14 protein-coding genes and 1 pseudogene are annotated in these 12,743 nt (G+C 68.3%); 2 read left to right on the top strand and 13 right to left on the bottom strand.

Going from position 1 to position 12,743, the window contains the following annotated elements; genetic code table 11:
* Window positions 1-9 precede the first annotated feature (9 nt).
* The gene (locus ACTJJK_RS17310; RefSeq protein WP_031374354.1) at window positions 10-690 is read right to left on the bottom strand and encodes a protein-L-isoaspartate(D-aspartate) O-methyltransferase; all 681 of its coding nucleotides are present in this window, start codon (window positions 688-690) and stop codon (window positions 10-12) included.
* Window positions 687-1,490 carry a 5'/3'-nucleotidase SurE gene (gene surE / locus ACTJJK_RS17305; protein ID WP_031374355.1) on the bottom strand — a complete coding sequence of 268 codons (804 nt, stop codon included), beginning with the start codon at window positions 1,488-1,490 and terminating at the stop codon, window positions 687-689. Before surE ends, ACTJJK_RS17310 begins: the two co-directional genes overlap by 4 nt.
* A 105-nt stretch (window positions 1,491-1,595) precedes the next feature.
* On the opposite strand from surE, the gene ACTJJK_RS17300 reads away from it, so the two are divergent.
* Both ACTJJK_RS17300 and ACTJJK_RS17295 read left to right on the top strand, forming a co-directional pair.
* Window positions 1,596-2,363 carry a helix-turn-helix transcriptional regulator gene (locus tag ACTJJK_RS17300; RefSeq protein ID WP_440730803.1) on the top strand — a complete coding sequence of 256 codons (768 nt, stop codon included), beginning with the start codon at window positions 1,596-1,598 and terminating at the stop codon, window positions 2,361-2,363.
* Window positions 2,364-2,668: 305 nt separating this feature from the next.
* A complete protein-coding gene (locus ACTJJK_RS17295; RefSeq protein ID WP_031374357.1) occupies window positions 2,669-3,244 on the top strand; it encodes a Smr/MutS family protein in 576 nt (191 codons plus the stop codon).
* 51 nt (window positions 3,245-3,295) lie between these two features.
* Here the strand turns inward: ACTJJK_RS17295 and ACTJJK_RS17290 are convergent, their stop codons facing one another.
* From ACTJJK_RS17290 to ACTJJK_RS17240, 11 genes and pseudogenes are all read right to left on the bottom strand, one after another.
* Complete coding sequence (locus tag ACTJJK_RS17290; protein ID WP_152566445.1) at window positions 3,296-3,538, bottom strand: hypothetical protein; 243 nt, start codon at window positions 3,536-3,538, stop codon at window positions 3,296-3,298.
* A 241-nt stretch (window positions 3,539-3,779) separates the two neighbouring features.
* Window positions 3,780-4,871, bottom strand: a complete 1,092-nt coding sequence (gene truD / locus ACTJJK_RS17285; protein WP_440730802.1) for a tRNA pseudouridine(13) synthase TruD — start codon at window positions 4,869-4,871, stop codon at window positions 3,780-3,782.
* Window positions 4,868-5,347, bottom strand: coding sequence for a 2-C-methyl-D-erythritol 2,4-cyclodiphosphate synthase (gene ispF / locus ACTJJK_RS17280; RefSeq protein WP_031374360.1), 480 nt, complete (start codon window positions 5,345-5,347; stop codon window positions 4,868-4,870). Before ispF ends, truD begins: the two co-directional genes overlap by 4 nt.
* Before the next feature lie 224 nt (window positions 5,348-5,571).
* On the bottom strand, window positions 5,572-6,261 hold the full coding sequence (gene ispD, locus ACTJJK_RS17275) for a 2-C-methyl-D-erythritol 4-phosphate cytidylyltransferase (RefSeq protein ID WP_440730824.1): 690 nt from the start codon (window positions 6,259-6,261) through the stop codon (window positions 5,572-5,574).
* A 153-nt stretch (window positions 6,262-6,414) separates the two neighbouring features.
* A pseudogene (gene ftsB, locus ACTJJK_RS17270) lies at window positions 6,415-6,786 on the bottom strand (cell division protein FtsB); the annotation flags it as partial.
* Window positions 6,787-6,802: 16 nt separating this feature from the next.
* Window positions 6,803-8,089: a phosphopyruvate hydratase gene (gene eno, locus ACTJJK_RS17265; protein WP_031374363.1), complete on the bottom strand. Its 1,287-nt coding sequence runs from the start codon at window positions 8,087-8,089 to the stop codon at window positions 6,803-6,805.
* 268 nt (window positions 8,090-8,357) lie between these two features.
* Entirely contained in the window at window positions 8,358-9,191 is an 834-nt protein-coding gene (gene kdsA, locus ACTJJK_RS17260) for a 3-deoxy-8-phosphooctulonate synthase (RefSeq protein ID WP_031374364.1), read from the bottom strand.
* Window positions 9,192-9,282: 91 nt separating this feature from the next.
* A complete protein-coding gene (locus ACTJJK_RS17255) occupies window positions 9,283-9,594 on the bottom strand; it encodes a hypothetical protein (protein WP_152566446.1) in 312 nt (103 codons plus the stop codon).
* Window positions 9,591-11,249 (bottom strand): CTP synthase, encoded by a 1,659-nt coding sequence (locus tag ACTJJK_RS17250; protein WP_031374366.1) that lies wholly within the window; start codon window positions 11,247-11,249, stop codon window positions 9,591-9,593. The genes ACTJJK_RS17255 and ACTJJK_RS17250 overlap by 4 nt, the downstream gene beginning before the upstream one ends.
* 291 nt (window positions 11,250-11,540) lie before the next feature.
* Window positions 11,541-11,927: a DUF488 domain-containing protein gene (locus ACTJJK_RS17245; protein ID WP_031374367.1), complete on the bottom strand. Its 387-nt coding sequence runs from the start codon at window positions 11,925-11,927 to the stop codon at window positions 11,541-11,543.
* Between the two features lie 92 nt (window positions 11,928-12,019).
* Window positions 12,020-12,568 (bottom strand): hypothetical protein, encoded by a 549-nt coding sequence (locus tag ACTJJK_RS17240; RefSeq protein ID WP_031374368.1) that lies wholly within the window; start codon window positions 12,566-12,568, stop codon window positions 12,020-12,022.
* Window positions 12,569-12,743 lie beyond the last annotated feature (175 nt).

Here is a 12,743-nt window from a genome sequence, read left to right as displayed (position 1 = left end):
GGTGAGGTGTCAGTCGATCATGCCCGACAGCAATGGCACGAAGACCACCGGCGCGAGCGTATGTTGGCTGATGTTGCCGTCGGCGTCCTTGCGCAGCTTCAACAGCGACTGCGACGAGGACGCGCCGACCGGCGCGATCAGGGTGCCGCCGACGGCGAGCTGGTCGGTCAAGGCATCGACCAGCGCAGGCGCGGCCGCGGTGACGATGATCGCGTCGAAGGGACCGTTTTCGGGCCAACCGATGCGGCCGTCGTCGTGCTTGCTGCGCACGTTGAGACCGAGTTGGCGGAATCGCTTGCGCGCGGTGCGCAGCAACTCGCCGATGCGTTCGACGGTATGCACTTCCAGGCCGAGCGCGGCGAGGATCGCGGCCTGGTAGCCCGAGCCGGTGCCGATCTCCAGCACTTTGCCGGGTATGCCGTCTTCGAGCAGGGCCTCGGTCATCTTGGCCACCACCCAGGGTTGGGAAATGGTCTGGCCGTGGCCGATCGGCAAGGCGGTGTCTTCGTAGGCGCGCATCGCCAACGCTTCGTCGACGAACAGGTGGCGCGGCACGGTGCGGATCGCGTTGAGCACGCGCTCGTCGCGGATGCCGGCCTCGCGCAGGCGCTCGACCAGGCGGTCGCGCACGCGCTGCGAGGTCAGGCCGCTGCCGATCGCTTCGGGCTGCAGGCGCATGCGCTGGATCATGCGGTCGACTCCGGCGCCCGTGGCTCCGGCTGCGCGAGCGCGGCGGCCAGGCCGCCGACCCAACTGGCGACCTGTTCGAGCGCCTGATAGCGGGTCAGGTCGACGTGAATCGGGGTGATCGAGATATTGCCGGTGCGCACGGCCTGGAAGTCGGTGCCGGGGCCTGCGTCTTGCTCGGCGCCGGCCGCGCCGATCCACCACCACTGGCGGCCGCGCGGGTCTTGTTGCGGGGTGCAGGCTTCGGCGCGGTGGCGGTTGCCCAGGCGGGTGACTTCGAAACCGGCGATCTCGCCCCAGGGCAGATCGGGCACGTTGACGTTGAGGATGGTGTCGGCCGGCAGCGGATCGGTGCGCAGGCGGGCGATGATCTCCACCGCCGCGCGCGCCGCGGTTTCGTAGTGATGGCCGACGTGGTCGGCGGTCGCCAGCGACATGGCCACGGCCGGCAGGCCGAGGAAACGGCCTTCCATCGCCGCGGCGACGGTGCCCGAATAGATCACGTCGTCGCCGAGGTTGGCGGTATTGTTGATGCCGGACACGACGATGTCGGGCTCGGCTTCGAGCATGCCGGTGATCGCCACGTGCACGCAGTCGGTCGGGGTGCCGGACACGCGCCAGGTCGACTCGTCGAGCTTGTGCACGCGGATCGGCATGTCCAGCGTCAGCGAATTGCTGGCGCCGGAGCGGTCGCGATCGGGAGCAACCACCAGCACCTCGTGACCGGCCTCGCGCAGCCCCTGAGCGAGAATGCGAATGCCGGGTGCGTCGACGCCGTCGTCGTTGCTGACCAATACGCGCATGAGGATTCCGCAATCAAAGGCAGGATGATACCCGATCTGGCCGGGGGGTTCGGACAGGCGCCTGGCGTTAAGATGGGCTCCGTACCGACTGAATGCAGGTAAGGCATGCAGTATTGGGAGCATATCGATCGCGTGTTTCGGGCCCAGTCGCTCGACGAAGTGAAGTCCGCCACGTCCGCCTATACCAGGGCGCTCGGGTTTCAGCATCATGGCTATGCGATGAAACTGCAGGAGCCGGCGCTGCAGCCCGGCCAGGGCGGCGGGCCGTCCAAGGATTTCTTCTACTTCGAGGATTTCGCCAGCGACTGGTCCAAGACCTATCCCGGCCTCGCCTCGGCCCAGGCCGAACGCTCCGACCCGCGCATCATCCAGGCCCGCGAGGGCCTGCCGGCGGCGTCATGGAACTGTCGCGGCCAGACCAGCTACGAGCTCGGCCAACGCGTCTACCTGATGCAGCGCACGCGACGCACGCTCGAGATCGCCGGCGAACACGGCCTGCGCGGCGGCATCACCGTGCCGAGCTGGTCGCAGGGCATGCGCTGGTCGTTCATGACCTTCACCCACACCGCGATCGTCGACCCGCGCGAGATGGTCCCGACGGTCGCCTCGGCGGTGTATTTCGTCAATTGCATGCAGGCCACCCTCGACCGCCTGATGCGCCAGCGCCAACCGCTGCCGACGCTCAGCGAACGCGAGCGCGAAGTGCTGCGCTGGTCGGCGGTCGGCAAGACCTCGTGGGAGATCTCGGTGATCCTGCGGATCAGCGAGCGCACGGTGAACTTCCACCTGCAGCAGGTCTCGCGCAAGCTCGGCGTCAAGGGCCGGCGCGCCGCCTGCGCGCGTGCGGTGGCGCTGGGGCTGATCTTCCTATAACCGCAGTCTGTCCCGCTGCCTGTCATCGCTGCGGCCGCCTGCGAGCCCGCGGCGATTCGGCCCCGGCACTCGCCCGGGCCGCATCTGCCCTGCCCGGCCCTCACCTGTCTGTTCTTACAGGCCGGCCCACGCATCGCCCGCCGTCCATGCTGAACTGAATGCTCGCGGTGTTCGCCGACGCATGCGCGCCGAACGGCGCGAGGGGACTTCTTGGCGCGCACCGCTCTTTCGTTTTTCCCCGGTGCCGGCCCGATACCGACGGGTCGCAGGTCCCAAGGATGGGCCGGGGCTTTTATGCTGTGGCCATGACGCCCCCACCCGACCGTCCCGACGACGACAGCGACGACGCGGCCCTGTTCCGTGCCGCGATCGGCGAGGTCCGCCGCCTGCCCGACGCGCCGCTGCCGCCGACCTCGCCGAAGCCGCGCCCGCGCGCACGCATGGCCGAACGCGACGAGGCCGAGGCCCGCGACGAGTTCCGCCATGCCCTGGAAGAAAACCTGCTCGAAGCCGGCGATGCGCTGAGCTATCGCCGCGACGAATTGCCGCCGCGGGTGTTCGCGCGCCTGAAACGCGGCGAGATCTCGGCGCAGGAAGAACTGGACCTGCACGGCAGCCCTGTGCGCGAGGCCGAGGCGCTGCTGCGCGCCTTCCTCAACGATGCCCGCGAACACGGCGTGGGCTGCGTGCGGGTGATCCACGGCAAAGGCCGCGGCGGCGGCAACGACTTCGTCGACAGCCGCGGCCTGCCGGTGCTCAAGAACCTGGTCGACCGGATGCTGCGCCAGCGCGCCGACACCCTGGCCTTCCACTCGGCACCGCCCGCGCAGGGCGGCACCGGAGCGGTGCTGGTACTGCTCGCGCCGCGCAAACGGCGCTGAGCCCCTGGGCCGAGTTCGAACCCGACCCTCGGGGCGGACCCGCCGGCGGCGTCACTCTTCCTGATGCCCGCCTATCGTGCGGCGGTCCGGCGGATTGACCCAGACCACTTCGATGCCGCGGCTCTTGGCGAGGCGCTCGACCGCGCTGACGTAATGATCGTCGCGCGACATGCCGGCGACGGCGTGTCTGGAAACCGACGGCTCGGCATAGCTGCTCTTGGTCTGGGTGCCGGCGCACGCCGCCAGGCCCAGCACCGACAACGACAGGACGGCAATACGCAACATAGCGTTCATGACCCGACTCCCTGACGCGGTGGAGTCCGGCGGCGGCTTGGCGCGACCGAACGGCAACCGGCACCTGCCGGCTGTCACCTTCGGCTTATACGCCGGCCGGAATCGTGAACCAGTGCCACCACGTCGCACCCGACGAACGGTCGTTTACGAAGGCCGAAAGCGGCGAGAACGCGGGCGAATCCGTTGGTTTGAGGCAAGCGCCGCCTGGGTTGGCGAGAATCGCGCGAACGCGGATTCGACCTCAGCCCGGGCCGGAACGGATCTCGCCGAGCTCGGCCAGAACCACGGTCGCATAGGCGCCGGCCGGCAAAGCGAAAGACACTTCCAGGGCACCGTCGTCGAGCCAGCGCCAGGCCAGGCCATCCGGGCGCAGACGCAGCGCACGGCGCTCCTGATCGAGTCCCGCCGCTTCCAGACCCGCGCGCAGGGCCAAGACCTGCTCGCCTTCGAGCGCGGCCAGCTCCAACGCCCGTACCGCGTCGGTGCTGCGCAGTTCGCCGCGCCCCCACAAGGGTCCGCTGGGATGGATGTCGAAAGCGGCCAGACGTTGCGCGAGCGTTTCGCTCCAGGCTTCGGGGCCGAACACGCTGCGGCTGCCGGCCAGGGCCCAGACCTCGCCGGCGAGCGGCGCGCCGTCGCGCAAACCGTCCCAACTGCCGTCGGCCACACGCACCGCGAGGGCGCGGTTGAACAGTTCCGAACGCGCCGCCGACAGCAACAGGCTGCGTTGCTCGCGGCGCACCCGGCGCCCGCCGAACATCGCCAGGGCGTTGGCGACGTTGTCGCCGTCGCGGCCGAAGCGTTGTTCGCCGAAATAGTTCGGCACGCCGCGTGCGGCGATGTGGGCCAGGCGTGCATCGATCGCCTCGCGCTGGCCTTCGATCTCGCGCAGGGTCAGCACGAAGCGGTTGCCGGCCAAGGCGCCGCGCGGCAGTTTCTTCGCATGCCATTGGCTGTCGAGCACGCGCAACTCGTCGTCCTGCAGGCCGGCCAGGTCCGGCGCGATGCGCTTGGGCAGGTGCACGCTGAAGCGCTGCACGGTGACCGCATGCCGGTCCTTGAGCCCGGCGTAGCCGATCCCGACCTCGCCGATGCCGGCCCAGGCGGCGATGCGCTTGGCCGCGAAGGCGGTGTTCATGCCGCGCTTTTCCACGGTCAGCAGCAAATGCTCGCCGCTGCCGCTGGCGGCGAAACCGGGCAGTTCCTCGACCCGGAAATCCTCCGACGAAGTGCGGATGCGCGCGCTGAGCACGGCCGCACCGTGGGCGCGGGCGAGCGCGGCGTCCTGCGTGGCGCCGACCGGCGCCATACCGTCCTGCGAATCCTCGCTCATGCCGACACCAGCAGGCATACCGCCATCGCCGCGATGCCTTCGCGGCGGCCGGTGAAACCGAGTTGTTCGCTGGTGGTGGCCTTGATGCTGATCGCATCGAGCTCGACGCCGAGATCGGCGGCCAACGCCTCGCGCATCGCCTGCGCGTGCGGGCCGACCTTGGGCCGTTCGCAGACCACGGTGACGTCGGCATTGCCGAGTTTGTAGCCGCGCTCGGCGATCAGCACCTGGCAATGACGCAGGAATTGGCGGCTGTCGGCATCGCGCCAACGCTCGTCGCTGGGCGGGAAATGCTGGCCGATGTCGCCGAGCGCGAGCGCGCCGAGCAGCGCGTCGCACAGCGCGTGGATGACCACGTCGCCGTCGGAATGCGCGACCACGCCGCGGTCGTGCGGCACGCGCACCCCGCCGAGCATGATGTGGTCGCCGTCGCCGAATGCGTGGACGTCGTAGCCTTGGCCGATTCGAATATTCATGAGTGGACCTGCGGTAAAGGAATGAGCGAAGAGGAGTGAGGAGTGAGCCGAAGCAAGAGCCGGAGCGTTGGGCGCCAGCATGCCGCGCCGTCGCTCACTCCTCACAGAAGGAGTGAGCGAAGAGGACTCAGGAGTGAGCGGAAGCAGGAGCCGAGCGTTGCGCCGGCATGCGGCGCTTTCGCTCGCTCCTCACTCCTCACTTTTCACTCCTCACTTCGATCTCCTCAGATTTTGTCTAGCAGGTATTCCGCCAACGCCAGGTCCGCCGGCGTGGTCACCTTGAGGTTGTCCTCGCGGCCTTCGACCAGGTGCGGTTTCGCGCCCATGCGCTCCATCGCCGAGGCCTCGTCGGTGACGATCACGCCGGCCTGCGCCGCCGCATCCAGTGCCGCGGTCAAGGCGCCGCGACGGAAGGCCTGCGGCGTGAACGCGCGCCACAGGCCGTCGCGCGGTTCGGTGGCGGCGATGCGGCCGACGGCGGCGCGCTTCAGGGTGTCGCGCAAGGGCGCACCGAGAATCGCGCCGTCGGCGCCGGTTTCGGCCGCCGCGATCAGCAGATCGATATCGCCGCGACGCAGGTTCGGCCGGGCCGCATCGTGCACGAGCACCAAGGACTCGTCCCCGACCTCCTCGGGCAGCGCGCGCAAGGCCGCCAGCACCGAATCGGCGCGCTCGCCGCCGCCGATACAACGCAACACCGGTTTGCCGTGCAGCTCGGTCCAGCCCGGCCAAAGCGTGTCGGCGGGCGACAGCGCGACCATCGCCCCGGCCACGCGCGGGTGCGCAAGCAAGGCGTTCAGAGCGTGCTCGATCAGCGGCTTGCCGGCCGCATGCAGATATTGTTTCGGCGTCGGCCCGCCGAAGCGCTGGCCGCGGCCGGCAGCGGGAATCACGGCCCAGATCATGTCTCGTATCCCTTGCGGTAACAGATGCCCGACGCTGTCTCCGCGCTCACGGCTTCAATGCGCCGGCGGCCCGGACGGCACAGGCTCCGGCGCCGGAGGCGGCAGTTCGCTGGGCGGTTCGTCGACCTGTTCTTCCAGGCTCGATTCTTCCGGCGCGGCCTGCTCGCCCGGCACCGCGCCGTTCTGCACCGCGCTGACCGCCGCGGCCGCATTCGCACCCGGCGCCTGCGGCTTGGCTTCGACCACGCGATAGAACGTCTCGCCGGGCTTGATCATGCCCAGCTCGCTGCGCGCGCGCTCCTCGACCGCTGCCTCGCCCGACTTGAGGTCCTCGACCTCGGCGGCGAGCGCGTCGTTGCGTTGCTGCAGCCCCTGGTTCTCGCGGGTCTGGCCGTCGACCTGGGCCTGCAGCGCGGCGACGCTGCCGCCGCTGCCACCGCCGGCCCACCACAACCGATACTGCAGAAAAGCGAGCAGCGCCAGCAACGCCAGTACCAGCACGCTCAGCCAGCGCTTGCCCGTCTTCTCGACCATCGCGACTCAGCCGCGCTCAGCGACGCAGCGACACGAACGCATCGCGTCCGGCGTACTTCGCCGCGGCACCGAGCTGCTCTTCGATGCGCAGCAGCTGGTTGTACTTGGCCACGCGGTCGCTGCGGCACAGCGAGCCGGTCTTGATCTGGGTCGCGGTGGTCGCCACCGAGATGTCGGCGATGGTGGTGTCCTCGGTTTCGCCGGAACGGTGCGAGACCACGGCCGCGTACTTGGCCGCGTCGGCCATCGCGATCGCTTCCAGGGTCTCGGTCAGGGTGCCGATCTGGTTGACCTTGATCAGGATCGAGTTGGCCACGCCCTTGTCGATGCCTTCCTTGAAGATCTTCGGGTTGGTCACGAACAGGTCGTCGCCGACCAGCTGCACCTTGTTGCCGATCTTGTCGGTCAGCAGCTTCCAGCCGGCCCAATCGTCCTCGGCCATGCCGTCTTCGATGGTCACGATCGGGTACTGCGCGGCCCAGCCGGCGAGGAAGTCGACGAACTGCTCGCTGGTCAGGCGCTTGCCTTCGCCGACGAGGTGGTACTTGCCGTTGTCGAAGAACTCGGTGGAGGCGACGTCCAGGCCCAGCAGGATGTCTTCGCCGGCCTTGTAGCCGGCCTTGCCGATCGCTTCGAGGATGGTTTCCAGCGCTTCCTCGTTGCTGCGCAGGTCGGGGGCGAAACCGCCCTCGTCGCCGACCGCGGTGCTGAGGCCGCGGCCCTTGAGCACCGACTTCAGCGCGTGGAACACCTCGGCGCCGGCGCGCAGCGCCTCGGCGAAGGTCGGCACGCCCACCGGCAGGATCATGAATTCCTGCAGGTCGACGTTGTTGTCGGCATGGGCGCCGCCGTTGATGATGTTCATCATCGGCACCGGCAGCACTGCGGCGCGGTCGCCGGCCAGATGCTTCCACAGCGGCAGCTTGCGCGAGGCGGCGACCGCATGCGCATTGGCCAGGGAAACGCCGAGCAGCGCGTTCGCGCCCAGGCGGCCTTTGTTCTCGGTGCCGTCCAGATCGATCATGCGGCGGTCGAGGCCGGCCTGGTCGGTCGCGTCCAGGCCCTTGAGCGCCTGGGCGATGGTGGTGTTGACGTTCTCGACGGCTTTGCGCACGCCCTTGCCGAGGTAACGGGTCTTGTCGCCGTCGCGCAGTTCAACCGCTTCCTTGCTGCCGGTCGAAGCGCCGGAGGGGACCAGGGCGCGGCCGAAGCTGCCGTCGGCCAGGGTGACCTCGGCTTCCAGGGTCGGGTTGCCTCGGCTGTCGAGGATTTCGCGGGCGTGGATCTGGGTGATCGTGCTCATGTCGGAAGAGTCGGGGTTCAGTGGGAAAGGGGTCGGGACGAACGATAGCCGAGATCGCGGCCGGCCCGGGTGGGCGCCGTCGAAATTGGCGACATTCGGTGGCGGATCGAATCGATCCGGAGGGGCCGCACGGACACGCTGCAGGCAGCGCGGCAGAACCGCTCCGGCCAGCCCGATATGTGCTTGCCGGAATGCGGGCGGGACGACGCGCGCCCCGGCCCAGCGACGGCCGCGCTGCGGCCGGGTTCGAACCGCAACGCGGGCGACATCAGAAATCTTGTTCCAGGAAGCCGTTCTTCTTGGTGATGCGGTCCAGTTCGACCATGGTCTCGAGCAGCGCGCGCATCTTCGGCAGCGGCACCGCGTTGGGGCCGTCGGACAGGGCTTCCTCGGGGCGCGGATGAGTTTCCATGAACACACCCGAGACGCCGACCGCGATCGCCGCACGCGCCAGCACCGGCACGAACTCGCGCTGGCCGCCGGACTTGCCGTCCATGCCGCCGGGCAACTGCACCGAGTGGGTCGCGTCGAACACCACCGGACAACCGGTGTCGCGCATCACCGACAGCGAGCGCATGTCGCTGACCAGGTTGTTGTAGCCGAAGCTCGCGCCGCGCTCGCAGGCCATGATCTGCTGGTTGCCGGTGGCCTGGGCCTTGGCGGTGACGTGCTTCATCTCCCAGGGCGAGAGGAACTGGCCCTTCTTGATGTTGACCGGCTTGCCGGCGCGCGCGACCTTCTGGATGAAATCGGTCTGGCGGCACAGGAAGGCCGGGGTCTGCAGCACGTCGACGACCGAGGCGACCTCGTCCATCGGCGTGTACTCGTGCACGTCGGTCAGCACCGGCACGCCGATCTGGCGCTTGACCTCGGCCAGGACCTTGAGCCCCTCCTCCATGCCCGGGCCGCGGAAACTCGTCGCCGAGGTGCGGTTGGCCTTGTCGAAGCTCGACTTGAAGATGAAGGGAATGCCGAGCGAGGAAGTGATTTCCTTGAGCTGGCCGGCGACGTCGAGCTGCAATTGCATCGACTCGATCACGCAGGGGCCGGCGATCAGAAAGAAAGGCTGGTCGAGGCCGACGTCAAAGCCGCAGAGTTTCATCGCTTGCTTCCTGAATTCATGAGTACGAAGGAATCTTCATCAGTGGTTGCCGCGCCCGCCGCAGACAAGCCCGGCGATCGCGGCCCGGCGATCATGCCCCGGGCCCGCTTAAGCGTTTCGAACGCGCCGAACGCACCACACCGACCAGCCACAGTACGCCCCCGATCAAGCCCAAAGGTCCGGCGATGGCCAGGGTGATGGTGAATACGGTCGCGCCCAGCAGGCCGAGACCGTCGGCGGCCTCGCCGAGGATCGCCCGATACGTGAGGTATCCGGCGACCAGCACAGCCGCGGCCAGCCACATCAGCCAACGGCCGGTACCGCGAAAATCGTTACGTGCAGGCCGGCCGACGCTCGCCCGCGCTTGCGCGCCCGGGTCCGGATCGGCCGGAGCCGGATTCAACCGGTGACCTCACGCAGCAGCTTGCCGCCGGCCTTGGCCTCGCGCGCGGCGCGCACGAAACCGATGAACAGCGGATGGCCGTCGCGCGGCGTCGACAGGAATTCCGGGTGTGCCTGGCAAGCCAGGTACCAGGGGTGCTCGCTGCGCGGCAGTTCGACCATCTCGACCAGCAGGTCGTCCATGGACTTGGCCGAGATCACCAGGCCGGCGTCCTCGAGCTGGCTGCGATAGCGGTTGTTGAACTCGTAGCGGTGGCGGTGACGCTCGCCGACCACGTCCTTGCCGTACAACTCGCGCGCCAGGGTGCCGGGCTTGATGCGCTGGTCCTGCAGGCCCAGACGCATGGTGCCGCCGAGGTCGCTGGTTTCGCTGCGGCGCTCGACTTCGCCGGTGGCGGTGCGCCACTCGGTGATCAGGCCGATGACCGGGTGCGGGCTGTTCTTGTCGTTCTCGGTGCTGTTGGCGTTGTCGAGGCCGGCGACGTGGCGCGCATAGTCGACCACCGCCGCCTGCATGCCGTAGCAGATGCCGAAGTACGGAATCTTCTGCTCGCGTGCGTAGTTCGCGGTCGTGACCTTGCCCTCGAAGCCGCGATCGCCGAAGCCGCCCGGCACCAGGATGCCGTCGACGCCCTTCAGCGATTCCACGCCGTCGCGCTCGATCTCGCTGGATTCCAGCCACTTCAGCTTGACCTTGGTGCGCTGGCGCAGACCGCCGTGCTTGAGCGCTTCCGACAGCGACTTGTAGGCATCCTGGTGGTCGATGTACTTGCCGACCACGGCGATGGTGACCTCGTCGACCGGATGCTCGGTGGCATCGACCACTTCGTTCCATTCGCGCAGTTCGGCCGGGCCGGCCTGGATGCGCAGGCGGTCGAGGACGATCGCGTCCAGGCCCTGCTCGTGGAACCACTGCGGCAGCTTGTAGATGTTGTCGAGGTCGACCGCCGAGATGACGGCCTTTTCCGGCACGTTGGTGAACAAGGCGATCTTGCGGCGGTCGCTGTCGGGCAGCGGCTGCTCGCTGCGGCACAGCAGCACGTCGGGCTGGATACCGATCGAACGCAGTTCCTTGACCGAGTGCTGGGTCGGCTTGGTCTTCAGTTCGCCGGCGGCGGCGATGAACGGCACCAAGGTCAGGTGCATGAACAGCGCGTGCTCGGGGCCGCGCTCGGTGCGCAACTGGCGGATCGCTTCCAGGAACGGCAACGACTCGATGTCGCCGACCGTGCCGCCGACCTCGACCAGGGCGACGTCGAAGCCTTCGGTGGCCTCGACGATGCAGCGCTTGATCTCGTCGGTGATGTGCGGGATGACCTGGACGGTGCCGCCGAGGTAATCGCCGCGGCGTTCCTTACGGATCACGTTCTCGTAGATCCGGCCGGTCGTGATCGAATTCTTGCGGCTCAGGCGCGTGCGCAGGTAGCGCTCGTAGTGGCCGAGGTCGAGGTCGGTCTCGGCACCGTCGTCGGTGACGTAGACCTCGCCGTGCTGAAACGGGCTCATCGTGCCCGGATCGACGTTGATATAGGGGTCGAGCTTCATCATCGTCACGCGCAGCCCGCGCGCTTCGAGGATGGCCGCCAACGAGGCTGCCGCGATGCCCTTACCCAAGGAGGACACCACGCCGCCGGTGACGAAAATCAGGGGAGTCATGGATTTTGCTGCCGCTGGAAAGCCGTAGTTTACCGACTGACGGCTTGGCCCGCGACTGCTTGACAGCGCCGGCGATCGCCCGGACGCCCCGCAAAGCCAGCTGCGGCAAGGCCTGCGGCGGAATCGGCGTTATCGGGNCCGGGGAGGTTGCGGCCCAAGCTCTGCCGCAAGTGCGCTCTCCGAGCGCGGTCCCCTGCCTTGGGTCGGGGCGGCGTAAGCCGCGACCTGCGCCGGCGGTCGAAGCCGCGCGGTCGCGGCTTGCGCCGCTCCTACCCTGGGAGGCTAAGCAGCTCAGGCCAGCTCGGCGCCCTTCTCGGCCAACAGCTCGCGCAGGACCGAACGATGGCAATGCGCCTCGTCCTCGCAATAGCAGCCGACCGAGAAATCGCTGTGCCGGGACAGGGTCGCGAGCAGTTGCAGGGTGTGGCCGGCGTCCGGGGTGGCCATCTCGGCGCGGTACTTGCGCACGAAGGCCTGCCATTGCGCCGGAGTCTGCGCCTGTTGGCCGAGCTTGATCGTGTCCGCGCTCGGCGCCAGATTCGGGAACCACACGTCGTACCAATCCTGGGTCGCGAACTCGCTCTTCGGCACCCCGCGCGGCGGACGCCGTACGGTGCCGATGCGGGTGCCCTCGCCCTCGGCGCGCGGGCTTCCAAGCCTGACGATGCGGACGCTCATCGAACCTCCCCGGACGGCGGGTTTGTCGGACTTAACGCTACCCCGGAACGGCAGGCAAAACGAGCCGGCGATCGACGATGCCCCACCTGGGTCTAGGGTGCAGCCCCGCTCGGCGGCGATTCGGGCTTGAGCAGCCGCGCCAAATCCATGCTGGGCCGCATCTTCCGCGCAAAGGTGATCTTGCCGTCGCGGGAGGCGAGGTAGCGATCGACAAGGTTGGGAATCGCCCCGCCGCCGGGTTCCTGCGCACTCCTGGCGGGCGCTTGTGCGGCCTGCACGTAGTGGTAAATCAGCGCGGCGCCGGAACGGTCGAGGAAGACCCCGCCCTCGAGCGGAGGCCTGCGTTCGACGTGGTTCTTCTCGAAGGCGTTGTCATAGGTCAGAACCATTTCGACCGCATGCGTCGGGCCACGGTAATAGACGCCCTGCTTGCTCGAAAACTCCGGCCGATAGACGCCGGGCGTCAACACGAACTGGCGCAGTACCCGGTAGCTCGTGTACTCGTAAGTGAAAGACCGATCCAATCTCAGCTCGCCGGCCTGGGTCGCAGGCACCAGCTTGTCCGGATCCACGTCCTTGGAACGTGCCACCCCGCAGCTGATCGATACGCCGATGAACAAGGCGCACAGTTGAAGTTTCATCGCTCCCCCGAACGAAAGTCGCTGCCAGCCGATGCATGGGACCGCATCGGCGATTACGCCTAGATTAACTCGGTCGGGCACGAGGCGAGCCGCCATTCGAGGCACGCAGCCGGCAGCCCTCGGCACGAGGCTCGCAAAGAAAACGCCCCGGCAAGGCCGGGGCGCTGGGTTTTCG

This window comes from Lysobacter sp. 22409 (genome assembly GCF_052045105.1).
In the GTDB taxonomy this organism is placed as follows: Bacteria; Pseudomonadota; Gammaproteobacteria; order Xanthomonadales; family Xanthomonadaceae; genus Lysobacter; species Lysobacter antibioticus_B.
This window is presented reverse-complemented; position numbering and strand designations above follow the sequence as displayed.